General features: G+C 31.6%; 22 protein-coding genes. 8 read left to right on the forward strand and 14 right to left on the reverse strand.

Translation table 11 applies throughout. The features are described from left to right. Positions 1 to 17 precede the first annotated feature (17 nt). Positions 18 to 158: a hypothetical protein gene (locus tag KZH69_RS16610; protein ID WP_219318605.1), complete on the forward strand. Its 141-nt coding sequence runs from the start codon at positions 18 to 20 to the stop codon at positions 156 to 158. Here KZH69_RS16610 and KZH69_RS16615 read toward each other — a convergent pair. The 4 genes from KZH69_RS16615 to KZH69_RS16630 all read right to left on the reverse strand — a co-directional run bounded on the left by KZH69_RS16615 (position 113) and on the right by KZH69_RS16630 (position 4046). After that, positions 113 to 2878, reverse strand: a complete 2766-nt coding sequence (locus KZH69_RS16615) for a hypothetical protein (protein ID WP_219318606.1) — start codon at positions 2876 to 2878, stop codon at positions 113 to 115. The two genes, KZH69_RS16610 and KZH69_RS16615, sit on opposite strands and share 46 nt — an antisense overlap. Before the next feature lie 3 nt (positions 2879 to 2881). Then, positions 2882 to 3091, reverse strand: a complete 210-nt coding sequence (locus tag KZH69_RS16620) for a hypothetical protein (RefSeq protein WP_219318607.1) — start codon at positions 3089 to 3091, stop codon at positions 2882 to 2884. Positions 3092 to 3190: 99 nt separating this feature from the next. Further along, positions 3191 to 3769 (reverse strand): hypothetical protein, encoded by a 579-nt coding sequence (locus tag KZH69_RS16625; RefSeq protein ID WP_219318608.1) that lies wholly within the window; start codon positions 3767 to 3769, stop codon positions 3191 to 3193. Positions 3770 to 3782: 13 nt separating this feature from the next. Next, positions 3783 to 4046 (reverse strand): hypothetical protein, encoded by a 264-nt coding sequence (locus KZH69_RS16630; protein ID WP_219318609.1) that lies wholly within the window; start codon positions 4044 to 4046, stop codon positions 3783 to 3785. A 102-nt stretch (positions 4047 to 4148) separates the two neighbouring features. Here KZH69_RS16630 and KZH69_RS16635 point away from each other — a divergent pair, with 102 nt between their 5' ends. Together KZH69_RS16635 and KZH69_RS16640 are read left to right on the forward strand one after the other, a co-directional pair. After that, complete coding sequence (locus tag KZH69_RS16635; protein ID WP_219318610.1) at positions 4149 to 4478, forward strand: hypothetical protein; 330 nt, start codon at positions 4149 to 4151, stop codon at positions 4476 to 4478. Between the two features lie 173 nt (positions 4479 to 4651). Continuing rightward, positions 4652 to 5308: a M15 family metallopeptidase gene (locus KZH69_RS16640; protein ID WP_219318611.1), complete on the forward strand. Its 657-nt coding sequence runs from the start codon at positions 4652 to 4654 to the stop codon at positions 5306 to 5308. Positions 5309 to 5911: 603 nt separating this feature from the next. Here KZH69_RS16640 and KZH69_RS16645 read toward each other — a convergent pair. The 8 genes from KZH69_RS16645 to tsaD form a co-directional block, all read right to left on the reverse strand. After that, positions 5912 to 6478 (reverse strand): hypothetical protein, encoded by a 567-nt coding sequence (locus KZH69_RS16645; protein WP_219318612.1) that lies wholly within the window; start codon positions 6476 to 6478, stop codon positions 5912 to 5914. A gap of 13 nt (positions 6479 to 6491) precedes the next feature. Further along, a complete protein-coding gene (locus KZH69_RS16650) occupies positions 6492 to 7673 on the reverse strand; it encodes a THUMP-like domain-containing protein (RefSeq protein WP_219318613.1) in 1182 nt (393 codons plus the stop codon). 1 nt (position 7674) lies between these two features. Continuing rightward, complete coding sequence (locus KZH69_RS16655; RefSeq protein ID WP_219318614.1) at positions 7675 to 8766, reverse strand: AI-2E family transporter; 1092 nt, start codon at positions 8764 to 8766, stop codon at positions 7675 to 7677. Between the two features lie 75 nt (positions 8767 to 8841). Continuing rightward, a complete protein-coding gene (locus KZH69_RS16660) occupies positions 8842 to 9792 on the reverse strand; it encodes a zinc metalloprotease (RefSeq protein WP_219318615.1) in 951 nt (316 codons plus the stop codon). 198 nt (positions 9793 to 9990) lie between these two features. Continuing rightward, positions 9991 to 10941, reverse strand: a complete 951-nt coding sequence (locus KZH69_RS16665) for a zinc metalloprotease (RefSeq protein ID WP_219318616.1) — start codon at positions 10939 to 10941, stop codon at positions 9991 to 9993. 275 nt (positions 10942 to 11216) lie between these two features. Further along, complete coding sequence (locus tag KZH69_RS16670; RefSeq protein WP_219318617.1) at positions 11217 to 11858, reverse strand: DUF4159 domain-containing protein; 642 nt, start codon at positions 11856 to 11858, stop codon at positions 11217 to 11219. Positions 11859 to 11898: 40 nt separating this feature from the next. Further along, positions 11899 to 12606, reverse strand: coding sequence for a 16S rRNA (uracil(1498)-N(3))-methyltransferase (locus tag KZH69_RS16675; RefSeq protein WP_219318618.1), 708 nt, complete (start codon positions 12604 to 12606; stop codon positions 11899 to 11901). Between the two features lie 3 nt (positions 12607 to 12609). Continuing rightward, positions 12610 to 13632, reverse strand: a complete 1023-nt coding sequence (gene tsaD, locus KZH69_RS16680) for a tRNA (adenosine(37)-N6)-threonylcarbamoyltransferase complex transferase subunit TsaD (RefSeq protein WP_219318619.1) — start codon at positions 13630 to 13632, stop codon at positions 12610 to 12612. Positions 13633 to 13899: 267 nt separating this feature from the next. On the opposite strand from tsaD, the gene KZH69_RS16685 reads away from it, so the two are divergent. From KZH69_RS16685 to KZH69_RS16705, 5 genes are all read left to right on the forward strand, one after another. After that, positions 13900 to 18279 carry a translocation/assembly module TamB domain-containing protein gene (locus KZH69_RS16685; protein WP_219318620.1) on the forward strand — a complete coding sequence of 1460 codons (4380 nt, stop codon included), beginning with the start codon at positions 13900 to 13902 and terminating at the stop codon, positions 18277 to 18279. Positions 18280 to 18601: 322 nt separating this feature from the next. Next, entirely contained in the window at positions 18602 to 19588 is a 987-nt protein-coding gene (pfkA, locus tag KZH69_RS16690) for a 6-phosphofructokinase (RefSeq protein ID WP_219318621.1), read from the forward strand. 44 nt (positions 19589 to 19632) lie between these two features. Then, the gene (gene gap / locus KZH69_RS16695; RefSeq protein WP_219318622.1) at positions 19633 to 20637 is read left to right on the forward strand and encodes a type I glyceraldehyde-3-phosphate dehydrogenase; all 1005 of its coding nucleotides are present in this window, start codon (positions 19633 to 19635) and stop codon (positions 20635 to 20637) included. A gap of 214 nt (positions 20638 to 20851) precedes the next feature. Further along, the gene (locus KZH69_RS16700) at positions 20852 to 21703 is read left to right on the forward strand and encodes an N-acetylglucosamine kinase (protein WP_219318623.1); all 852 of its coding nucleotides are present in this window, start codon (positions 20852 to 20854) and stop codon (positions 21701 to 21703) included. Between the two features lie 3 nt (positions 21704 to 21706). Next, positions 21707 to 22081, forward strand: a complete 375-nt coding sequence (locus KZH69_RS16705; RefSeq protein ID WP_219318624.1) for a methylglyoxal synthase — start codon at positions 21707 to 21709, stop codon at positions 22079 to 22081. On the opposite strand, the gene KZH69_RS16710 is transcribed toward KZH69_RS16705, so the two are convergent. Next, positions 22062 to 22442, reverse strand: coding sequence for a RidA family protein (locus KZH69_RS16710; protein ID WP_219318625.1), 381 nt, complete (start codon positions 22440 to 22442; stop codon positions 22062 to 22064). The genes KZH69_RS16705 and KZH69_RS16710 overlap by 20 nt on opposite strands. Positions 22443 to 22466: 24 nt before the next feature. Continuing rightward, positions 22467 to 25142 carry a putative LPS assembly protein LptD gene (locus KZH69_RS16715; RefSeq protein WP_439649469.1) on the reverse strand — a complete coding sequence of 892 codons (2676 nt, stop codon included), beginning with the start codon at positions 25140 to 25142 and terminating at the stop codon, positions 22467 to 22469. Positions 25143 to 25191 lie beyond the last annotated feature (49 nt).

Here is a 25191-nt window from a genome sequence, read left to right on the forward strand (position 1 = left end):
AAAAAAAGTAGTTTTTAATGAAAAATGGAGGTGGTCATTTTGCTCCGGAATTAGGTGGTCATTTTGAATTGGAATCAGGTGGTCACTTTAAATTGGAATTGGGTGGTCAATATCACTGGAATTTGCAATTATGCAAATCCTTTGGATTGAAAATGTAATCGTTCAATTGGCAATAGGCTTTTGTTGCTTTTTTGAATTTTGTTGTTGTCCATTTGTTTTGCTTTGTGGCTTTTACAAAATCATCGAATGCAGTTTCTTTAGAGAAATAATTATCCAGATAGGTAAAGAATCCTTCTTCATTTTCAATTGTTTGCGTTTTGTTGGCAAAGAAACCGTCAGCCCATCCCTCAAAAGCATCACCCATTTCGGCACGAAGACTTCTTTTAGTCACATTGTCCATTGGTGGACTTATTTTTTTAGGATGTGATAAAAAGAACTGAATACATTGAGCACAAAAATTATAGTAGTCATTCCATTCGGCCTCTGTAAATCCTGTAAAAAGGTTTCTTCCATCAAAATCACTGGCTATGTTTCGGGATTCTTTGTATTCGTCATTATTATTTTCGTGATAATAATCAGAGAAACTAGTAAACAACAATCGTCTTGATGTAGATGGACCATCATCACGAAGCGTAAAATTGGACGTGATTAAATACTTTGGCGAATCCTTAAATGGTATTTCATAAGGTTGTCCATTTTTCGGATTTACTTTTAATGACCCCGTAATTTCCGAATAAAAAAAAGCAAAATCCAAATATTGGTTGGCATCATCAATCAATATGAAATCAGTATCTTCTGTAACTCCGTGGTAGATGAAATCATTCTTTGTTACATTGGCATCACGACCTTTTATGTAAAATCTCCTTTTTCGAATATGATCTAACGAACCCAATCCAATTGACTTTCCGGAACCTCCGTGGCTTTCTCCCGTTTCGGATATTTTATTGTCCATAGCAAATACACACCAAGGCTTACTTTCGTCCTTGTAATTGTGCAACATATAGCCGATGCAATAAATCTTGTTTATGATGTGCAATTTTTGTTCATAGATTTCATCTTCCGAAAGTTTAGAACCAGCGATATTGAATTGATTTTCTTTGAAATACAAATCCGCTTCTTTTGCAGGTCTGCCCTCAAAGGATTCTTCTAATTCTTTGCGCCAATGAACACGGCTTGCATTGATTAAGAAGTTGAAATAAGGATTATCTTTTTTTAAAATTTCAATATCCAAATTTCCATCAGCATCCGTATCGATTTTGAATTGTGGTTCTTTGTCTGTCTTGATATTAAAATCTATGATTTTATCCTCCCAAACATATTTTTCAACTTCGCCCTGCTTGTATTCGATTATTTCAGAAGCTGTTATTTTTAATACTTTTTTGGAAAAAAACAAATATTGAGTCTGTTTATCAGCTGCCGAAAAATCAACTTTTAAACTTGGTAATTTAGATAAAGAGCGTTCGCTTAATTTTGGGCTATTATAGACATAATCTCTTAAATCTGGATGCATTTGTCTTTCCTCAAGAAATGAGTGTACGTAGTTCTCAATTTCGTATGGACGAAGGACTTTTACAATAGAACCTTCTTTACGGATATATAAAAAACCCTCCTTCAAGTTATCCGATTCATAACGCCCAAATCCCATATTGGCTAGGAAATGATAAAGGCGGGTATTAGATAAGTTATAATTCATTTTTTTATTAGCAAACCTCTCTGTCCAAAACTGTAGCGGTAAAGCGTTGTTTACTAATTTATCAAAGCCATTGATAAAGGCATTTGCATTTTCTGAACGGTAAAATTTTTCAACATAATCCTTAAAATCTTTACATGGATTACCGCGCTTATCTCTATATTGTTTTAGTTTTTCTGGTAACCAAAGCAATTTGATATCAAGAAATTTTAATCCCATTGCTATAGCTTGCTTAACGCCTGTACTGTCTAAGTCGGCTATATAATAAAGGTCTTTTACCCAAACCTTTAAATCTTTAATTTCATTCCAATCTAACTGATCGGATTCCGAATTTGTAAAAAGCGGAAATTTGTTAAAACTATATAGGTTAATTCCATCAGTTCCTCCACTAATTATAAATGCAGCGTCTAATTTTGGATCTTTCTTTTTCGGTGCGGTTTCTTCATCGCCATTATCTGAAGCATCTTGGATAGAAAAACTTTCATAATCTTCATCTTCAAACTTTTTTTTCCTTTTTTTAAATTCAGCTTCAATTAAATCTAAACCGAAAATATGACGTGGAGGTTTTGTTCCAGCATAACGAAATCGATCTGCTTTATCAAAGGCATTTGGCTGATAAATTTTTTGCCATATTCCAAAGTCAAATACTAAAATTGGATAATCATCAGTTGATGTAATTACAATAGCTTCGTTTTCTTTGCAATACACATACGATTTGCAAGATTTTAGTTTGAAATCATCGCAATGCTTTTGATTTACACGAGGACCAATAATTGCCAATTCTTTTTGTGATAAAGCATCATTAAATTCAAAATAATATTGTTTCGATTGTTCATTAGCCTTTAGTGGTCGTTTTTCAATCTTTGGTTTATAAACTTGCATTTCTGCCCCTTTGACATTATAATTGGATCCAAGTAATGCACATGCTTCTCCATATAAGATTCCCTCTTCAAGTTGGCATACCATAATTCCATTTCTCGGAACTTTATCGCCTCCAAAATCTGTTACAACCCAAACACCACTCTCTAATTTTTTTAAAGATGCAGACGCTGTTTTTTCTGAAGTACGCAATTTGAACAAGCGTGAACTTTTATCGATCACGTCTTTTGCATTAGGATAGTAGGAAATAATAATATCTAGACCGCCATTGGTAGCGTCAAGTATGTCAGTGGAATTTACGTAACTCATGGTTTAGGCCTCCTGATGGTTTGGGGTTAGTATTTGGGCGTCGATAACGTCAATGTTATCACGGGTCAATTGTCTTTCATAGGCTTCAATTTCATTTCTTAATAAATACGAGTACTTATCCATTTCTTTTTCGGTAAAAAAACCAGACTTTTCTAAATTGTCTATTTGTTCTTTTAGCAATTCAATTTTAGATTTTAGTAGATCGTCTGACATATATTTTTATTTTTCGGTTTAGTTATAAAAAAACCACCCACTAGGAGTGGTTTACGTGTGTAAGTGCACACACAGGATTGGTAAGAACGTGACCCAGTATTATAACTGAATAAGGTTTAAGAAAAAGGAAATCATTACTCCTTCTTGTTTGGTCTGAATACTTAGTTTCGACCAAAGTATTTTTTTTAGCTTATGGAAAGAACCAAGCGGTAAGTTTAGTTCTTCGGCAATAACTTCGTTTGTTTTGTTGGTGGCGGTAAGCTGTAGTAATTTTACTTCTTGTGGTTGAAGTTGCTTACCATTGTAAGATGGAAGTTTACAAAGGATTCCCTCGCTCTTACAATTCCCTCTTTTTGGACATTCCCAATATTCTCCTTCTTGTAGTTGTCCGCCATTGATGTCTCCTTGGTAATCTAAACCTCCCAATCGGCAATGGGCAAATTGTTCCGTTCTTTTTATCTTAGAAGTAGGGTGCATATCCAATAAATGGATTTTGACTAAAGAATCCTTTTCAATTTCTTCATCCAGTAATTGGATAATAGAAAATGAAACTTCACTAAAGGGTAAAACTCTACTATTTAGTATAACTTTTGTTTCGTTTCCATCTGCAAAAAATTCTATAGATGAATCTGCTAATCCTGGATAAAGTCTGTTGGTTGATTGTACTGTTTGTGTCATGGGTTTTTAAATTTTAAGTGGTTAATCTTTTTAATTCCTCTACTAAAGCCTTGTTTTCCAATGCCACTTCGACCATAGCATTAATAACATCAATACGCTTTGATAGTTTTTTTTTGGCATTTCTAATCATGCCTTTAGTAATATTTGTGTTTTTTGGAAGTTTTGCCAAAACAGCTTCTACATAATTGACAGGCAAATAATTATCAATTATTTCATATGCTTTTTCAATATGCAACTGCACATTATTAGCTTTGTTATTTTTTGTTACATTTGTCATCAGATAGTTATTTGTTATACAAAAGTATTAAATAGTTCTACAAAAAAGTGTAGTATTTAAAAATAATTCCACTTTTTAGTGTAATTTAAAATCATTCTTAATATGGGGTTTTCGGAAAAAATAAAGAAATACTTTGACAGCAAGGGATTGACCAATAGAGAAGTCGCTAGAATTATGGACAACTATAATGAGAAATTAGTTGGTCGTTATGTCAATAGTGATGAAATTTCGAAGACTTTCATTAAAAAATTACGAAAGTATTTCCCAGATGCAGATTTGAATTATCTGACATCCGAGGATAATGACACAAATGATATGTTACAAGAACCGAGTGATTCTTATAGCACAGAAGCCATCCAGTTGGTTGTAGAAATAGAGGATAGGTTAACCAGATTAAAAGAAATTTTGGCACAAAATTGCCACAATAAATAAATGAAGTCAGTAATAATGTGTATTGACGAGTGTGAGAGTACTCCTTCTGCGTTCACTTTGAAACCCACTGAATTCAGTGGGTTTTTTTGTTTTTATATTTTTTATTTTTTTTTAATCAGTATTACTTATTAGCTCCGTGTAAAATTTCTTATTTTTATGAAAATTTATTCGATATGATTTCTTTCTTCAAACCTTTGTTGGTTTTCCTTTTTTTGGTAAACTTAGGTAATTGTTATCCGCAAACTGCAGCAAATAATTCTCAACTAATAGTTCTTGTTAATGACACCACTTTTGTGAATTTAAAAGATTATAGCCGAGATTTTGTATATGATATGAAGTATGCTTCGGAGGATAATTTCCTTAAATCCAAAGTATATGATTGTGCTGAATGTTATTTGCGCTATAAGACAGTAAAAGCATTGATTTTGGCTAATCAAAGAATGATGAAGAAAGGCTATAAAATAAAACTATTTGATTGCTATCGTCCTTTGGATATTCAAAAAAGAATGTGGGCTATTGTTCCAAATCCACAATATGTAGCAAACCCAAGTAAAGGTTCAATTCATAATAGAGGTGGAGCTGTCGATATTACATTGGTAGATTTTGATGGGAAGGAATTGAATATGGGCACCTCTTTTGATTTTTTTGGTAAAGAAGCCAGTCATGATTATCCAAATTTTTCCAAAGAAATCAAGAATAACAGAAACTTGCTTAGAAGAATTATGGCTAAGGAAAAATTCAATTCTTTTGATTCCGAATGGTGGCATTATAACTTGAAAGCTGGTCTAAATGATGCCGTTTCTAATTTTAAATGGGAATGTAATTTTTAGAAAAATACTTCTATCTAATTTTAAATTTTCTTTAAAATCTATTGTTTTTTATTCTTTTCTAGTTCTTAAGTAGTTACGAAATTGTTCGTAAATAATGTTTTTTTTTCTTGTAAAATTAAAATGTTACTAAGTTCTTATCTATGTGAATGTTGTAAAATGTAGGTAAAATATTTAAAATACAATAAAAAAATGCATTTAATCGATTATATTGTTATTTAATTGAATTATATATTTAATTTTGTCTCATAAATTGTTTAGTTTTAAATGATTTAGTTAATTATAGAAAACTATATACCGGTTGAAGTTTCTGTAGTTAAACGACAAGTAATTTTTTTATTAATTAATTTTTTAATTTGATTAAGTATGATGATAACTTTACATAAAAGTTTTTTAAAATGCATTGACCCTGAAAATAAATCAGGAATTACATTTGTTGAAGTCGTTTTAGTTGGTTTTTTGGCACCTCTAATAATTAGAAATGTAAAAAACTATGTTTGCAACAACGAAAAAAATAGTATCGAATAATTCTAAAAAAAAAACATTTTCAATTGGTTTGTAAAAACCTTTGAAAATGTTTTGTCTTTTCTATTTACTTTATGATTATTATTCAACACATCGAATATTATCCATAAAATAGGTTTCTGGTTTGTACGTTTTTCCATCCAATTCGGCAGTGAATTCTTTCTTGAATACATAATCTTCTGTATCAGTTAAGTATTTTATTCGCATTAAAGTAACAGGAGAAGTTTTTAAATCTTCGTAGTTGTCTTTCATAAACATGAAAATTCCTGTTTTTACTCTGTTGTCAAAACCTTTGTCATCTCGAATCATTGTACCACAGCTTTCTTGATCGATGTGTATTAAGGTTACTATTTTACCATTTTGTAGCTGCAAATAAATTTTGGAATCTTTGTCGAAACAATTGGCTTTTACAAAATCTTTGCTTTTTTGAATAAATTGAACGTTTAAAGTTGGTACTCCATCAGTTAGCACCAACGAGTAAAAAATATAATTAGAATTTCCTCCAAAAACTTTTTCACTTATTAAGTATTCTTTAGTGGATTTATAAGTCCCAATAGAATCGGTGACATTTGTTGAGTATTCACAAGGCTTTTGAGCAAAAATAGGTAAGCTTAAAAAGGAAAAGAGGAGAACAGATATGTATTTCATTTTTATTTTATCGTTATTTTATTTTGTTGCAAATTAATACAATTTTGGAATTATTTTCATCAGTAGTAAAAAAAGAATATAAATTCCCACCTTCTTTTATTTTCCATTTTTTTCGAATTTTTTCAACAGAATCCGGAAAATTTCGGGTAGTGATATTTGCTTTCTGATTCTCTAAATGTTGTTTCATATCTGTCTTGTTGTATGAAAAGCTGTTTTTAATTTCAAAAATTCTACCAGGAAAAGTTTTCAAAACATCAGATGTATATAAATGCGAATGTTTTTGTAGTTTATTCAATTCATAAAAAAGGCCAATTTCGTCAAAACCTCCTGATTTCATAATGGCGCTATTGGGTTCGTAGAGGTATTTTTTTGGTAAACTGTACTTAGGATAATTTTGATTTTCATTCAAAATGAAATCAAAAGTTTCTTCTTTCTCTTTTGTGAGATTTACAGTTTTAATTGTAATGCTTCCTTGATGCTCTTTATTTAATTCCCAAAGCAATTCTTTTACTTCATTATCAATAGCCACTATATGTATGGATTTTAGATGCTTCAATTCATTAATGCCTGCTGATATATCAAGAATGGGAGCTGTTTTTATCAAGATGGAATTGGCTTTTTCAAAATAAAAATCTAAATTTTCGGGAACATTTGGCAGGCAATCTTTTAGCAAGAAAACCTTGCCTTTGGTATCACTTCTTCTGGATGGATCGATATAAATCCAATTCCATTTGGTGTTTGATTTTGATAATGTTTCAAAACTATCACCTACATAACAAGTAATGTTATTGCTATTTAATTGTTTATAGTTATGTTGAACAATGTTGGATAATTCGCTATTGATTTCACAATGTGCCACATTCTTTATTTTCTTTGAAAAATAGTAATCGTCAATTCCAAATCCTCCAGTCAAATCAATTAAATTTTCTCCCGAAACAATAGACGCTTTGTAAAGTGCTGTTTTTTCGGAAGAAGTTTGCTCTACAGAAATTTTGCTTGGATAAATGATTTTTGGAGTCGAGAACCAAGTTGGAAGCTTCTCTTTTGCCTTTGTCTTTGCTGTAATTTGATTCAAGATTGAAATCCATTCTACGGTTGGAAATGGATTTTTTTGAAATGCTAATTTTGAAACTGCAACTCCAATGTTTAAATCAATAAAATCTTGTATTTTAGGATCTAAAATGTCTATATTCAATTTATATGTTTTTTGTTATTAGTTGAATAAATTTATTATCTGGGAAAAATTCTTTACTAATCACTTTTATTATAGTGTATAAAGGAACGGCTATAATCATGCCTAATATACCAAATGAGAAACCGGCGATTACAATAACCAAAAAGATTTCCAGTGGGTGCGAACTTACACTTTTGGAGAAAATGATGGGTTGTGAAAGATTATTGTCTATTACTTGAACAATCCAAAAACCTATTAATACATAAATGGTTGTAGGTAATATTTCAGATTGAAAATCAGATCCTAAATGGCTTAGCATTGTTAAGAGAGCTGCTAATATTGAAGCAATTAAAGGACCAAGATAAGGGATGATGTTCAAAACAGCACATAAAAAAGCAATTACAAATACATCGGGTATTCCAAAAATGGATAAAACAATGGTGTATAATATAAAAACGATGAAGAGCTGGAATAGCAAACCAATAAAATAGCGAGAAAGCAATTGGTTTATTTTATCAAGCGAGTTTAAGACTTTCTCTTCATGAGTGTCCGGAATTAGTAGCTTGGCACCATTCAGAAATATAGTTTTGTCTTTAAGAAAGAAAAAAGTAATAAATAAGACAGAGCCTAGTGCCATTCCGAAATTACTAATCGTTCCAAGTATTGAATTTAAAAAGTTAGGGATTATATTGAAATTAATCACTGACTTAAAGTTTTTTATATCAAAAAAAGTAGCGGAGTCAATATGGTGCTGTTCTAGAAATGTGTTTATTTGCTTGATTAGTTCCAAGCTGTTTTTTTCAATTTCAGCAGTGTTTAAAAGGGATAGATTTTGGCCTTGCGATATAATTAATGGGATAAACATCATTATAAAACCCAACATAAGTAGAATATATATTGACATAACGACTACGGTTGCCATAGTATGCTTGAATTTTAATCTTTTTTTAAAAAATTCTAAAACTGGTATACCAATTAAGGTAAGTAATAATGAAACGACTATATAAATTAATACATTTTGAATTTGATACAGAAAATAAACTAACAAAGCTATTAAAATTAAAGTGCCAATTGCTTTTAAAATTCCGTTTGCAATAATTTTGGATGTTATCATATCGTTGTATTAGGTTATAAAGATAAAAAAACTCGCTAATAAGTAGCGAGTTTTAAATACTATAAATTTATATGATTATTGGGCAAAAGCAGCTCTTATTCCTCCAGAAACAAATAATGCGGACATTCTTGTTTTTTGACCATTAGTAAACATATACATTCCTCTATCATCCGTATAATCCATGTAGTTCATTGTCATTTCATTATGAGTTGGCAAGCACAAACTTACATATGGATATTCAGGGACACCAAAATTTGAAGTTTTAGCAACCGGTGTATCATTGACCAAATCATTTCCACATGAGGAATCACCCCAAATATGGCGTAAATTCATCCAGTGTCCAATTTCGTGTGTGGCCGTTCTTCCCAGATTATAAGGATAACTGTCATTTGCAGACAATCCAAAATATTTAGAATCAATTACAACCCCATCAGTAGCTAATGAACCTCCGGGGAATTGTGCATAGCCCAAAATTCCATTTCCAATTTTGCAAGCCCAAATGTTTAATGTGGTACTTGGAGTAGTAGGGTCAATGCCTCCTTTTTTTGAACTTTTCATGGCATCTCTTGTTCCCCATGAAGTTTTTGTTGTCGATTTTCTCACAATTTTCACTAATTCAAATGTAATGCCAATATTTGCAGCAACTGGAGCAAATTCAGCTGGAGTGCTTGAAAAATCAGAATTTGTAGCCGTATAATCTTTGTTTAAGACGTTAATCTGCGATTGTATTTGACTGTCAGAGATATTTTCGGCAGAAGTTCTGTATAAAACATTAACCACTACAGGAATTACAATTTTTCCGTTTACTAAGCGTCTGGTAAGTATTGCTTCTTTGGTAAAAACTTCAATTTGATTCATTCTCAATGCTAATGTTGGATCCTCTTTTAATTGTGCTTCCAGAACTTCTTGAGTAGCACAATTACGAAGTGTAGTTGATCCTGTTTGTGAGATTCCTGAACTATTATCTTCATTTTGACATGAAAAAAGCATTATGAGTGTTACAGCGGATAAAATAATTTTTTTCATAATAATTGATTTGTGTTTAAAAAATTGATTATCAGTTTATTGTATTGCTAATTTACTGTTAATTGTTGTCATGGTATAAATAAATCGGTGAATTGCACTTTTATACTAATGAATGCGATATTCTTTTAAAAAGTTAAGTAATAGCAAAAAAAAACTCGCTAACAAGTAGCGAGTTTTACATTCTAATAACAAATTAAATTAAATTCCAAAAGCAGCTCTAGCTCCTCCAGAAACAAATAATGCACTCATTCTTGATTTTTGACCATTTGTGAACATAAACATTCCTCTATCATCTGTATAATCCATGTAGTTCATTGTCATTTCATTATGAGCTGGAAGACATGTGCTTACGTATGGATAAACAGGTACCCCAAAGTTTGATGTTTTTGCAACTGGAGTATCAGCAACTAAATCATCTCCGCAAGATGCATCACCCCAAATATGTCTTAGGTTCATCCAGTGACCGATTTCATGACTAGCAGTTCTTCCTAAATTGTATGGATAATTTGCTGTACCTGATAAACCAAAATATTTAGAATCTATTGCAACTCCATCTGTAGCACTAGAGCCTCCAGGGAATTGAGCATAACCTAAGATTCCTCCTCCAATTGTACAAACCCATAAATTTAGGTTTGTTGTCGGAGATGTTGGATCTAGTCCACCTTGTTTTGTTTTTTTCATGGCATCTCTAGTTCCCCATGAACTTTTTGTTGTTGACTTTCTATTGATTTTTACTAATTCAAATGTTATACCAACATTTGCGGCTACTCCAGCAAATTCTGCTGGTGTATTTGCAAAATCAGGGTTTGTTGCAGTGAAATCTTTGTTTAGTACATCAATTTGTGATTGTATTTGTGCATCCGAAATGTTTTCTGCTGCAGTTCTGTATAATACGTTCACAACTACTGGAATTACTACTTTTCCGTTTACTAAACGTTTTGTCAATAAAGCGTTTTGAGTAAAAGCTTCAATTTGATTCATTCTAATTGCCAATGTTGGGTCAGCTTTTAATTGAGCTTCCAAAACATCTTGTGTAGCACATTTTCTTTGAGTAATTGCATTTGTTGAATCGTTAAGAGATTCAGTTTGGTCGTTTTGACAAGAAAACAACATCAAGCAAGCTGTTGCTGATAAAATTAATTTTTTCATAAAGGTAATCATTTTGTTAAATAAAAGTTTATTTGGTTAATTGTTTTGCAATTTTATAACAAAAGATTAATTATTTAAAATTTATTTAACAGTATTTTTTCCTGTTTTTAAAAAATCATTGATTTTATTGACTTGGTTAATGGTTATTTAGGGATTTTTACGTAGCTTGAACCTTGTTAAAATAAACAAACTTTCCTAAATGTTAATAATAACAGATATGCATTAATATTTAACTTGTTAATTTTATTTAAAAAAAAGAGAATAATTATTGCAAATCAATTTGTGAAAATATAATTAATAATATTAGCACCCATTTTTAAAGCTTTTTCACGAACCTCTGAGGGGTCATTATTAACTTCAGGATCTTCCCATCCGTCTCCAAGATCGCATTCGTAAGTATATAGTAGAACTAATTTTCCTTCGATAAATATTCCAAAGGCTTGCGGTCTTTTACCGTCATGCTCATGAATTTTAGGTAAACCATTTGCAAAAAGAAAAGGTTTTTCAAAGATTATATGGTTTGATGGAATTTCAACCAAATTGTTATTTGGGAATATTTTACTAATTTCCTTCCTAATATATTGATTCATACCGTAATTATCATCTATATGTAAAAATCCACCTGCCAATAGATAATTTCTTAAATTTGTTACATCAGTTTCACTAAATACAACATTTCCATGTCCAGTCATGTGAACAAATGGATAAGAAAGTAGGTCGGGACTGCTCGGCTCTACTGTTCGGGGTTTGGATTTTAGCTGAGTGTTGATATTGGCATTGCAAAACTTTATTAAATTAGGCAAAGAGGTTGGATTTGCATACCAATCACCTCCGCCACTATATTTTAACAAAGCAATTTCTTGGGAGAAGCTCGTTAAAGAGGTGAATAATAAAAATATAAGCAATGATTTTTTCATTTAACTATTGTAAAGTTGATATGAGTTTTTAATTTGAAGCCTAATTTTCATTGATAAAAACAATACTATGACAAGCTACTACAGCAGCAGTTTCCGTGCGTAACCTTGTGTCTCCTAATGAAACTGGGAAATAATTATTTTCAAGAGCCAATTCAATTTCCTTGTTCGAAAAATCTCCTTCGGGACCTATTAAAATGGTATAATCTGTATTAGGTTGCAGAATAGACTTAAGTGACTTTTTATTTGTTTCTTCGCAATGTGCTATTAATTTTTGATCTGTATTTTCCTTTTTTATAAATTCTTTCATCGTAATTGCAGGATTCAATTTTGGAAGATACATTTGGTTACACTGTTTCATTGCTGAAAGAATTATTTTTTCGAATCTTTCGAGATTAATTACTTTTCTTTCGGAGCGATCACAAATAATAGGAGTGATTTCATGTATCCCGATTTCAGTAGCTTTTTCAAGAAACCATTCGTAACGATCATTCATTTTTGTTGGAGCAACCGCAAGATGCAATTGGTATTTAGGAGCTTCTGTCTTTTCGATGTTTAAAATTTGAACGGTACATTTATTGTCTGAAGCTAATGTGATTTCTGTTTTAAATAAAAGACCAAAGCCATTAGTCACGTATAGTATATCGGTATCTTTTTTACGTAATACTTTAATAATATGTTTGCTTTCTTCTTTGTCAAAAGAAAAGGTTTCGGTAGTTTCGTTTATTGTAGGGTTATAAAATAATTGCATAATTTAAAATTGTATTCGTGCTTTTGAAACAACCGTTGCGGTTTCAAATTTTTGGGATAAAAACTTTTGATAACCTACAATTCCAATCATTGCAGCATTATCCGTGGTATATTCGAATTTAGGGATAAATGTTTTCCAGCCGTATTTTTCTTCGGTTGCTTTTAGGGTATTGCGAATGCCAGAATTGGCTGAGACTCCTCCGCCAATTGCAATTTGTTTGATGCCGGTTTCTTTTACAGCCATTTTTAGTTTATCCATCAAAATTTCAATAATGGTATTTTGAATGGATGCGCAGATATCATTAAGGTTTTCATTAACAAATTCTGGATTCTCTATTTTTTTCTTTTGAATAAAATATAAAATTGCTGTTTTTAATCCTGAGAAGCTGAAATCCAAACCAGGAACTTTGGGCTTTGTAAAAGGAAATGCTTTCGGATTTCCTAGTTGAGCATATTTATCGACCAAAGGTCCACCTGGATAAGGTAGGCCAAGTATTTTTGCACTTTTATCAAATGCTTCACCTACTGCATCATCTGTAGTTTCTCCAATAATTGTTAGATCAAAAAAATCATTTACACGAACAATTTGAGTATGTCCTCCGCTGATGGTTAATGCCAAAAAAGGAAAGGTTGGTTTGTCAAAACCTTCTTCGTCTATAAAATGAGCCAAAATATGGGCATGCATGTGATTTACGGCAATAAGTGGGATCCCCAATGCTAGTGCCATTGATTTTGCAAATGAACTACCAACCAAAAGTGAACCCATAAGACCAGGGCCTTGTGTGAAAGCTATTGCAGATAATTGCTCTTTTTTAATATTTGCTTTTTTTAATGCGGCTTCAATCACTGGAACAATATTCTGTTGGTGTGCACGAGAAGCAAGTTCTGGAACGACGCCTCCATATTGATTGTGAATTAACTGATTGGCAACAACATTTGATAATACTTTGTCGTTACTTAATAGAGCAGCGGCAGTATCATCACAGGAACTTTCAATGGCAAGTATAAAAACCTCTTGAATTTGCATATAAACAGGTGAATTTTAAAGTATATTTGATGGATTACCATAAAAATAGTATTTTTACAGCTGTGCCAAAATTAAAGATTTTTTAGTTAAGGTATTACCAATTCTAACGGCAAATTATTTATTTGTTTCAAAAAAATAAAAACGACAGGTATCAAAAAGATTAAAAAAATAGTATTCCGTATTCTCCTTGGACTAATATTGCTTTTGCTAGTACTCTTTATAGCCCTCACGTTGCCTAGTGTTCAAACTCAACTGGCTCAATATTTCATGAAAAGCATTAATGAAGATTATGGCATTCACATGGAGATTGATGAAGCTCAGGTCACGCTTTTTGGAGGTGTAAAGCTCAAAAAAGTATTAATCATTGATCATCATAAGGATACTTTAATTTACACCAAAAGAATAAATACGACTATCCTAGGGGCAAAAAAAATCCTCGATGGGGATTTGATTTTCGGTGATTTGGCAATGGATGGTGTTCTTTTTAATTTAAAAACCTACAAAAAGGAAAAGAAAACCAATCTGGATTATTTTATTGATGCTTTTGGTCCACCAAGTAAAGAACCTTCCAAGAAACATTTTTTATTAACAGCATCAAGCATTTATTTGTCGAATGGTCGATTTATTTTGACCGATGAAAATAATGAAACACCAAAATCGGTTGATTTTACGCGACTAAATATTTCTGTTACTAATTTTAAAGTTTATGGACCGGAAGTGTATGCCAATATTCAAAAAATGTCTTTTTTGGATCACAGAGGATTGTACGTAAAAAGCTTAAAAGGAAACTATAGTTTTACCCAACAGCATATGATATTGGATAAAATGGAAATTGAAACTAAGGAATCTAGTATTAAAGGATATGCTGCATTAAATTATATGATAGAAGATTTTAGTGATTTTCAAAATAAAGTAGAGTTTGATGTTAAGTTAAAGTCTGCAAAATTGGCATCCAATGATATTCGTTGTTTCTATAATGAATTAGGGAAGCACCAATATTTTCGAGTTAAATCTCATATTACGGGACCATTAAATAATTTGAAATTTCTGGATTTAAGCCTAAAAGACAATAGAGGTACAAAATTGAGGGGATTTATTAATTTTAAAAATCTATTGGGAACTAAAGATCAAAAATTCTATATGAACGGAAAGTTTGATCAACTGGAAGCTAATTATGATGATTTAGTGAGTATTCTGCCAAATGTTTTAGGTGAAAAGCTACCTGTAGTTTTAAAGAAATTTGGTGATATTTCATTAGTTGGAAATACCCAGGTGACCACAACTTCAATTCATGCCAATCTTATAGCAAGTACTGCTTTAGGAACGGTAAAATCTAAATTTACCATTAATGATATGGATCAAAACGATAAGGCTGCCTATGTGGGGTATATTGTTTTGAATGATTTCAATATTGGCAATTTGTTGGATAATAAAGATTTGTCTAAAGTAAGTTTAAATGTTGATGTTGATGGTAAAGGATTTTCTGAAAAATATTTGAATACTTCTTTGAAAGGAGTGGTTTCTAGTATTGCATATAATGGCTATACTTATAAAAATGTTGCTGTAAACGGAAATTTTAAATTGCCTATATATACAGGGTCTATTATTGTAAATGATCCCAATTTAAAAATGAATTTTGATGGTTTAGTTGATTTAAGCAAAAAAGAAAGTCAATATGATTTTCAGATAAAAATTGATAAAGCTGAACTGCATAAGCTGAATTTTGTAAACGATACTATTTCCCGATTCAACGGAAATATTATTGTCGATGTACAAGGGAATTCTATTGATGATATGCATGGTAATATTTACGTGAACAATGCGACTTATAATAATTCTAAAACCACATATCAATTTAACGATTTCAATTTAAATTCCACTTTTGATGACAAAAGAATTCGTACCATAAGTGTAACCGCTCCAGATATTGCGAAGGGGACGGTTGTTGGAAAATATAAATTCGCTGAATTAAAAGGCTTGGTTTCAAACTCATTGGGTAGTCTTTATACGAATTACAAGCCAATAAAAGTAAAGAAAGGCCAATTTTTGAAATTTAATTTTGAAGTATATGATAAGATTGTTGAAGTATTCTTTCCCGAAATTAAGATAAGTGAAAACACTATAATCAAAGGGAATATTAACTCAGATATTAATGAATTCAAATTTAATTTTAATTCTCCAAATATAAAAGCATCTGAGAATTCGTTTGATAACATACGAGTTTCAATAGATAATAAAAATCCATTGTATAATGCTTATATTGAATTGGACAGTATTAAAACTAAAATGTATAAAATCAGAGATTTTAGTTTAATTAATGTTACATCAAAAGATACTTTGTTCTTTCGTTCAGAATTTAAAGGAGGGTCTAAGGGCGAAGATTATTTCAATTTAGATTTATACCATACTATTAATAAAGAAAATAAAAATGTAATAGGGTTTAGTAAATCTGAGATTAAGTTAAAAAATAGTTTGTGGTTTTTAAATGAATTGAATTTATCAAATAATCGTTTGATTTTCGATAAAAATTTAAAAGAATTTAAGCTCGATGATTTTATACTCTCCAATAAGGAACAAGAAATAAAAGTTAATGGTGAGTTCAGAGGACAAACTTATAAGGATATTCAAGTCAAGTTTAAAGATTTTGATATCAATGCGTTGACATCAGCACAGGAGAGTTTCGAAATTTACGGGAATTTAAACGGCGAAATTAATTATAATCAAAATAAACAGGTTTATAAACCGACGGCTTCTTTAGTCATTGATAATCTGAGAGTTAATAATCATGATTTGGGCGTTTTGAACTTTGATATAAAAGGAGATGAGAATTTTAAAAAATTCACATTATTCTCTTCTGTTGAAAATAAAGATTTAGAATCATTTACAGCCGATGGGAATTTTGAAATCATAAATAAAGAAACTTTATTCGATTTAAATTTAAAATTTGATCGATTCAATTTGGCCACTTTAAGTGTGTTGGGAGGAGATGTTATATCTAACATACGAGGTTTGGTGTCTGGTAATGCAACTATTGGTGGAACATTAAAAAAACCTGATATTAATGGGCGTCTTTATGTTAATGACGGAGGTTTGGCAATACCGTATCTCAATGTCGATTATGCTCTTAAGGATAAAACAATAGTCGATTTGACAGATGAAAAATTTCTTTTTAGAAACAACACTTTGATCGATACAAAATACAAAACTACAGGAACTTTAAATGGGGTAGTGGAGCATAAAAATTTTTCGGATTGGAAATTGGATTTGGCTATAAATTCCAAAAGGCTTTTGGTTTTGGATACGAAAGATAGTGAAGATGCAGCTTATTTTGGGACAGCATTTATTAATGGAAATGCAACAATCAAAGGTCCTTCAAATGGTTTGTTTATAAAAGTGGATGCCAAATCGGAAAAGGGATCTGCATTAAAAATACCAATTAATAATGCAGAAAGTGTTAGTGAAAATAGTTTTATTCATTTTGTAACACCAAAAGAAAAATTCAATTTACAAAACGGAATTGTTGATAAAAGAAAGAACTATAATGGTCTAGAATTAGAGTTTGATCTCGAAATCACACCCAATGCAGAGGTTGAAGTGATTTTGGACAGGAACTCTGGTCACGGAATGAAAGGAAGGGGAAACGGAACGCTTTTATTTAAGATAAATACATTGGGTAATTTTAATATGTGGGGTGATTTCTTACCCTATGATGGAACCTATAATTTTAAGTACGGAGGTATAATAGATAAAAAATTTAATGTAAAAAAGGGTGGTTCAATTATTTGGGAAGGTAATCCTATGAAAGCGCAATTAAATCTGGAAGCCGTTTATAAAACATCTGCAAATCCAGCCTTATTATTGGATAATTCAAGCGTAAACAAAAAAGTAGATGTTGAAGTAGTTATCGGAATTAGGGGAGATTTAACCAGACCGGAACCAGATTTTATGATTGAGTTTCCAACGATCACAAGCGTTTTGAAGTCAGAGCTTCAAACAGAATTAGCTGATAAAGATGTAAGGCAAACCCAAGCTCTGTATTTGTTGTCAACAGGTAGTTTTTTAAGCAAGGATGGATCAAGTCAGGCAGTTGCTTCCAGTTTGTACGAAACTGCCTCCAGTATGTTGGGGAGTATAGTGCAATCTAATGATGAAAAGTTTGAAATGAACTTGAATGTCGTTTCACCAGATAATAGACCAAGCTCACAAACAGATGGCAGAGTTGAAGCTATTGTTTCTTCTAAAGTGAACGAAAGAATCACAATAAATGGAAAAATCGGAGTTCCGTTTGGAGGAGTAAATGAATCGGCAATTGTAGGTGCGGTGGATATTAAATATAGAGTGAATGATGATGGGTCATTTAATTTCCATGTTTTTAATAAAGAAAATGATTTAAATTATATTGGACAAGATATTGGATATACTCAAGGTGCAGGTATTACTTATGAGGTTGATTTTGATACTTTTAGGGAGTTGGTTGATAAGATGTTTAAAAGTAAAAAGTTAACAATAGAAAAAAGAACTAAAGTGAAAGAAGATAACTCAGATTCTAATTTGAATCCTGAACTTATAAATTTCACGAAACCCACTAACCCAAAAGTGGATAAGCCTAAAGTTAATCAAGATGCTATACTTCCTGAAGAAGATTAGTTTAAAAATCTGTATTTCAATAACTTGTTTTTTTATTAAAAGTTTTGATTAACTTTAGATTTAAAATTTTTGTAACTCTATCTAAGAATAAAACATTCTTGTTAATAGAACGATTTTACTAAATCTAGCTGTAATTGTTGTCTGAATTTCATCATTTATAAGGTATTATTAAATTTAAAAAGGAAATAAATTACAAGCCTTTTTTATTTAAAAAAACTTATCAACGAAAACGTTTGAATTTCAGTTATTTTATTAAAATGTTAGAAAGCACCCCTAAATTGTCTTCGATATTTGCTAAATTTACACTTTAATACTTAAAAAAATGTCAAAAACAATAAAAAAGATAGGTGTACTTACCTCTGGAGGAGACTCTCCAGGAATGAATGCTGCCATTCGTTCTGTTGTGCGAACATGTGCTTTTCATAACATAGGATGTGTTGGTATTTATAGAGGTTATCAAGGGATGATTGAAGGGGATTTTAAAGAAATGGGACCCCGAAGTGTAAATAACATTGTGAATAAAGGAGGTACTATTTTAAAATCGGCTCGGTCGATGGAATTTAAGACACCAGAAGGACGTGAAAAAGCACATAAAAATTTAATTAAAGCAGGCATAGATGCACTGGTAGTAATAGGTGGTGATGGTTCTTTTACGGGAGCATTATTATTTAATTCTGAATATAACTTTCCTGTAATGGGAATACCGGGAACTATTGATAACGATATTTTTGGTACAAGTCATACTTTGGGTTATGATACCGCATTGAATACAGTAGTTGATGTAATTGATAAAATACGTGATACGGCAAGTTCTCATAACCGATTATTTCTTATCGAAGTAATGGGACGTGATGCTGGTCATATCGCATTAAATGCAGGAATTGGCGCTGGAGCCGAAGAAATTCTTATACCAGAGGAAGATTTGGGACTAGAACGTTTGCTAGATTCTTTGCGAAAAAGTAAAGCAGCAGGAAAATCTTCAAGTATAGTGGTAATAGCTGAAGGGGATAAAATTGGTAAAACTGTTTTTGAACTAAAAGATTATGTTGAATCAAATTTCCCTGAATATGATGTTCGTGTGTCGGTTTTGGGGCACATGCAACGTGGTGGTGCTCCATCTTGTTTCGATAGAGTTCTGGCTAGTCGACTTGGAGTCAAAGCGGTTGAATGTTTGTTAGAGGGTAAATCAAATTTCATGGTTGGTTTATTATGTGATAAAATAGAATTAACACCTTTGGAACAAGCTATAAAAGGACATACTGAAATTGATCAGGAATTGCTTCGAGTTTCAGATATCATGTCTATTTAAAAGTAAAAGATAATAAAATAAAAAAATAATTTAAATTTAATACAATGTCAAAAGTAAAATTAGGAATAAACGGATTTGGTAGAATTGGAAGAATTGTTTTCAGAGAAACTTTCAATAGAGATAACGTAGAAGTAGTTGCAATCAATGATTTATTAGATGTAGACCATTTAGCGTATTTATTGAAATATGATTCAGTTCACGGTCGTTTTAATGGAACTGTAGAAGTAAAAGAAGGTAAACTTTATGTAAACGGAAGAAACATTCGTATTACTGCTGAAAGAAATCCTGCAGATTTAAAATGGAATGAAGTTGATGTTGATGTAGTAGCGGAGTGTACAGGTATTTTCACAACTATTGAAACTGCAAATGAGCACATTAAAGGTGGTGCTAAAAAAGTAATTATTTCTGCTCCATCTGCAGATGCTCCGATGTTTGTAATGGGAGTAAACCACGAAACAGCAAAAGCTTCTGATCTTGTTGTTTCAAACGCTTCTTGTACTACAAACTGTTTAGCTCCTTTAGCTAAAGTTATTCACGATAATTTTGGAATTGTTGAAGCTTTGATGACAACTGTTCACGCTACAACTTCAACTCAAATGACTGCTGATGGTCCTTCTAGAAAAGATTGGAGAGGTGGACGTGCAGCAAGCATAAACATTATTCCTTCATCAACTGGTGCTGCTAAAGCTGTTGGAAAAGTTATTCCAGAGTTGAACGGAAAATTAACAGGTATGTCTTTCCGCGTTCCTACTGCTGACGTTTCAGTTGTAGATTTAACTGTAAAAGTGTCTAAAGAAACTTCATACGAAGAAATTATGGCTGTTTTGAAGAAAGCTTCTGAAACTTCTATGAAAGGTATTTTAGGATTTACTGAAGACGCTGTTGTTTCTCAGGATTTTATTTCTGATAAAAGAACTTCAATAATTGACGCTACTGCAGGAATTGGTTTAAATTCAACTTTCTTTAAACTTGTATCTTGGTATGACAATGAATATGGATATTCAAGTAAATTGATTGATTTATCTGTACATATTGCAGGTTTAAAATAATCTATAATTTTACAAAATCCCATTATGTAAAAGTAATGGGATTTTGTTTTTTATTCTATTAAATCCTTTAGCTTTGAATTGTATTTAAGGAATAATAAAAATCATAACCAATAAACCAAATAGTATGAAATGAGCATGGGCGTAAATTGGCTACAGGCACCAATGAAGAGATGCGAATTACATATGACCGATAAAAAATAATAAATATCTACATATGAAATTAATAGTTGATAGTGGTTCTACTAAAGCAGATTGGATTGCGATAGATGATAATGGAAAAGTTATGTTTACCACACAAACATTAGGTTTAAATCCAGAAATTCTTAACGGTGATGAAATTATTGATCGCTTGAATGACCGTTTTGATATATTACAAAATAAAAAAACAGCTACCCATTTATTTTTCTATGGAGCAGGTTGTGGTACAGAAAGAATGAAAAGTATGCTTTCTCAGATTTTTCAAGTTTACTTTCCTAATGCTATAATTGTTGTTGAAGAAGATACTTATGCAGCAGTTTTTGCTACTACTCCAAAAGGAGAAAAAGCAATTGTAAGCATATTAGGTACTGGTTCAAATTGCAGTTATTTTGACGGTAAAGTTTTAGAACAACGAGTACAATCATTAGGCTATATTGTTATGGATGATTGTAGTGGTAATGTTTTTGGAAAATCGTTAATCAGAAAATACTATTTTAACAAAATGCCAAAAGAATTGGCTGATATTTTTGAAAAAGAGTATGATGTGACTCCAGATTATGTAAAAAATAAATTATATAAAGAGCCAAATCCCAATGCATATCTTGCTACTTTTGCAAAATTCCTAATTCAAAATAAGGAGCATGAATTTTGTAGAAAAATAATTTTTAAGGAGATGAAATCTTTTATTAAGAATTATATCAAGCAATTTGAAAACTGCAAAGAGGTTCCTGTACATTTTGTAGGTTCTATAGCATTTTATCTAAAAGATGAATTAGCAGAAATTTTTGAAAAATACGAACTGCAATTGGGTAATGTCTTAAGAAGACCTATTGATGGTTTGATCGCTTATCACGTCGCAAATAGCTAATTTATGGAAATAGCAATTATTGCTCATGACGGCAAAAAGGAAGATATTGTAAAATTTCTTATAAAAAACCGTGAAATCTTAATGCAGGAGAAAATAAAACTTATTGCGACTGGAACAACAGGTGGAAAAGCAGAAGAAGTTGGTTTTACAACTAAAAGAATGCTTTCTGGTCCTCTGGGTGGTGATGCACAAATTGCGGGAAGGGTTGCAGAAGGAAAAACACAAATGGTTTTCTTCTTTAAAGACCCGCTTTCGAGTCATCCTCATGAAGCGGATGTCAATATGCTAATACGTGTATGTGATGTTCATAACGTACCTTTGGCAACCAATGAAGCAACTGCACAATTATTATTGAATGCTATAGCACTGCAATCATAGATATTTCTACATTTACATTTTTTGGCAAACAAGCCACTTGAACCGTTTCACGAGCTGGAGCGGTTTTTTCGTTAAAATAAGATCCATAAACCGTATTAATACTTCCAAAATCATTCATATTCATTATAAAAATGGTGGTCTTTACTACGTTTTCAAAAGTCATTCCAGCTGCTTCAAGAACAGCTTTCATGTTCTCCATAACCTGTTTGGTTTCAGATTCAATAGTGTCTATCACAAGTTCCATTGTTACTGGATTTAGGGCAATTTGACCAGAAGTGTAAAGAGTATTCCCTTTTAAAACAGCTTGACTGTAGGGACCAATTGGAGCAGGGGCTTTTTCGGTGTAAATTATTGTTTTCATAACTTGTTATTTTAGAATTAATCTCTATTGATTAGTAAGATTTCGTTTTTCCCATTTTATATCACTTAGAACTCCAGATTTTATACCTATGAAAAAATTCCAACTGGCATTATCTCCAAATGGTGTCCAGTTAAACGCCATTCTCCAACTCATTAAATCTCTTTCAAAACGCAATTGTGTAAAGGTTACACCCTTTTGAACAAAATCATATCCAGTAGAGATTCCTGCTTTCCATTTTGGAGTTAAGTCAGTATTGGCAGAAATCATAATAGAATTTCCAGTTATTTTTTTCTCTCTATTGTTATTTCCATAAGTTAAAGAATAAGCAAATGTCATGTCCCAAGGTAATTTTGATCTAAAGAACTCTGAAACAACATCTTCTTTTTCTTCAGTATCATCAAACTGGCTTTTTTTAACACTATTAGCATCAAGATTTGAACCAAATAAATCATCTTCACGGCCTCCGTTTCTTTTGCCTTGATCATTTTTATCTTTCTTCTCTTTTCCATCTGAGCTTGATATTGAATAATTCATTGTCAAATTGGCGCTTGTCATTCTGAAGAGGCTTCCGCCGTTATTTATGTTAAAGGTGTTAATTCTATTTCCAGAGTTGTCAATTGCATAAGGGTCTAAAGTAGCTCCAAAATTAGCACTTAATTTATTGTCAAAAAATTGGGTCCCGCCGCTTACTCTTACAGGTGTCCAAGCAAGTTCTGTGGCATCAATATTATAACTGGTTTGAAAGTTTAAGTTATTTAAAAGCATAATTTTCTTTGGCTCTACTTTTGTAGTATCCTTGTCGGTTATTTTTGCTTCAAAAGTATTGCTAAGATCAAATCCAATGCTATTTGAACTATTTTTGACAGGAGCTCCATACATACCTCCATCAAAACGAGTATAATCTTTTTGCATTTCCCCACTACCATCTGTTGCATAAGTGTCGTAATATTTCTCAAAACTTGGTGCATAACTATGCGATAAGCCTGGTCGCATTACGTGTCGAATAGATTGTATTTTTTTGTCTTTACCGAAATTGAATGTTCCGTAAATGGTAGTTCCAATATTAGTAGATGAAGCATAAGTTCTAAAAGCATCAAATCCTTTTATATCAGTTGTAACAACGGTGCTTAATTGATCATCGTACTGTTTTTTGATTGTATTAAAATACCAAACTTCATTATAGTTCAAGGAAGAAGAAACACTAAAATACTTAAATATTTTGAAATTAGTACTTAAAGGAATCGAGTGCTGAAAGCCGATTTCTGCATCACGAAACATTTCGGGTTTGAAAAACAATGAATCGGTTGTTACAAAACTATTTTTTCCGTTTAGATTGTATTGTAAGTTGATGTTTTTAAATAAACCTTTTTTAGCACCATCATTTATTGCAAATGGATAGATGCGATCTACGCTGAATTGCAAGGTAGGCAACGTCATGTTGATTTCTTTTGTTTGTGTATTTTGTGAGTGTGTCGCTGTTAATGATATTCTGCTTTCGGGTACCGAATGAAAAACGGTACTATAGGATATCGAGGAACTTAAAGTGTTATTAAGTGAAGAGCCTACATTGACTTGATTTATAGTCTGTTTGAAGTATTCACTACTTCCCAAATTCACGGATGCTGAAAAAGTAGAATTTGGATTGGCTTTGGAGTCTTGAGAATGCGACCACTGGATATTATAAATTTTGGTCTTTGAATAGTCAGGATACCCTCTTTCGCTCGTGATATTATTTTCAAATCGGACATTAATATTTCCTTGAAAATGATATCTATTAGCATAAGATGATTGCATTCCTAAACCATAACTTCCGTTAGTATAGTAATCACCTATAACAGTCAAATTATAATGATCACTCAGTGCAAAATAATATCCACCATTTTGAAGCGAAAAACCTTTGTCATTTGAATCATTATAAGAAGGTAAAATAATTCCCGAAGTACTTGTCTCTTTTGAAAGTGGAAAATAAGCAAACGGGAGAAATAATGGAGTAGGCACGCCAGCAATTACCATATTTGTAAAACCAGTAACAATTTTTTTGCCAGGAATGAATTTTATTTTATTGGTTTGAAAGTAATACTCAGGATTGTCTACATCTTTTGAAGTTGTAAATCGTGCTCCTTTTAAGAAATAAACCGAATCGTTTTCTTTTTTTGTAATGGCAGCTTTTACATTAAATTCACCTTGCGTAGATCTGGAATTCCAAATTAATGCTTTTTTTGTTTTAAAATTAAAACGAATAGAGTCGGGCTCGATAACATTATCTCCCTGTTTGAAATTCGGAAACTGAGTGTAATTACCAAGAGAGTCCTTTATTCTCCCTGCATAAACCTCATTTTTTTCGTAATCCATTACTATAATTCCCGATTTTAATTCAACATCCTGATAATATAATTCGGCTTTGTCGTATAAAGTGATGAGTTTCTTCTTCTGTTCAATTTTCACATAGTTTTCAGCTTTGTATTTTACTTTGCCATTAAGAAAGTTTTTTTTGACTTTAATAGTGTCTAATTTAATGGTGTCAGTAGAGGATTCTGCTAGTGGATTTTTAATGCTATCTACCTGAATAGGTTTTTTAACTTCTTGTTTCTTAGGCTGAACTGTTGCCTGCTTCTTTTTTATATCTTGTGAATATAAATTAGAACATCCTAAAGTTAGGAAAATTGATAGTAAAACGATATTAAATAAGTTTGTATGCAAAGGTTTAAATGCTATTTTTGTAAAATGAAGACTCGAATATTCGCGAGCC

The sequence above is a fragment of the Flavobacterium taihuense genome (assembly GCF_019351435.1).
Lineage (GTDB): Bacteria > Bacteroidota > Bacteroidia > Flavobacteriales > Flavobacteriaceae > Flavobacterium > Flavobacterium taihuense.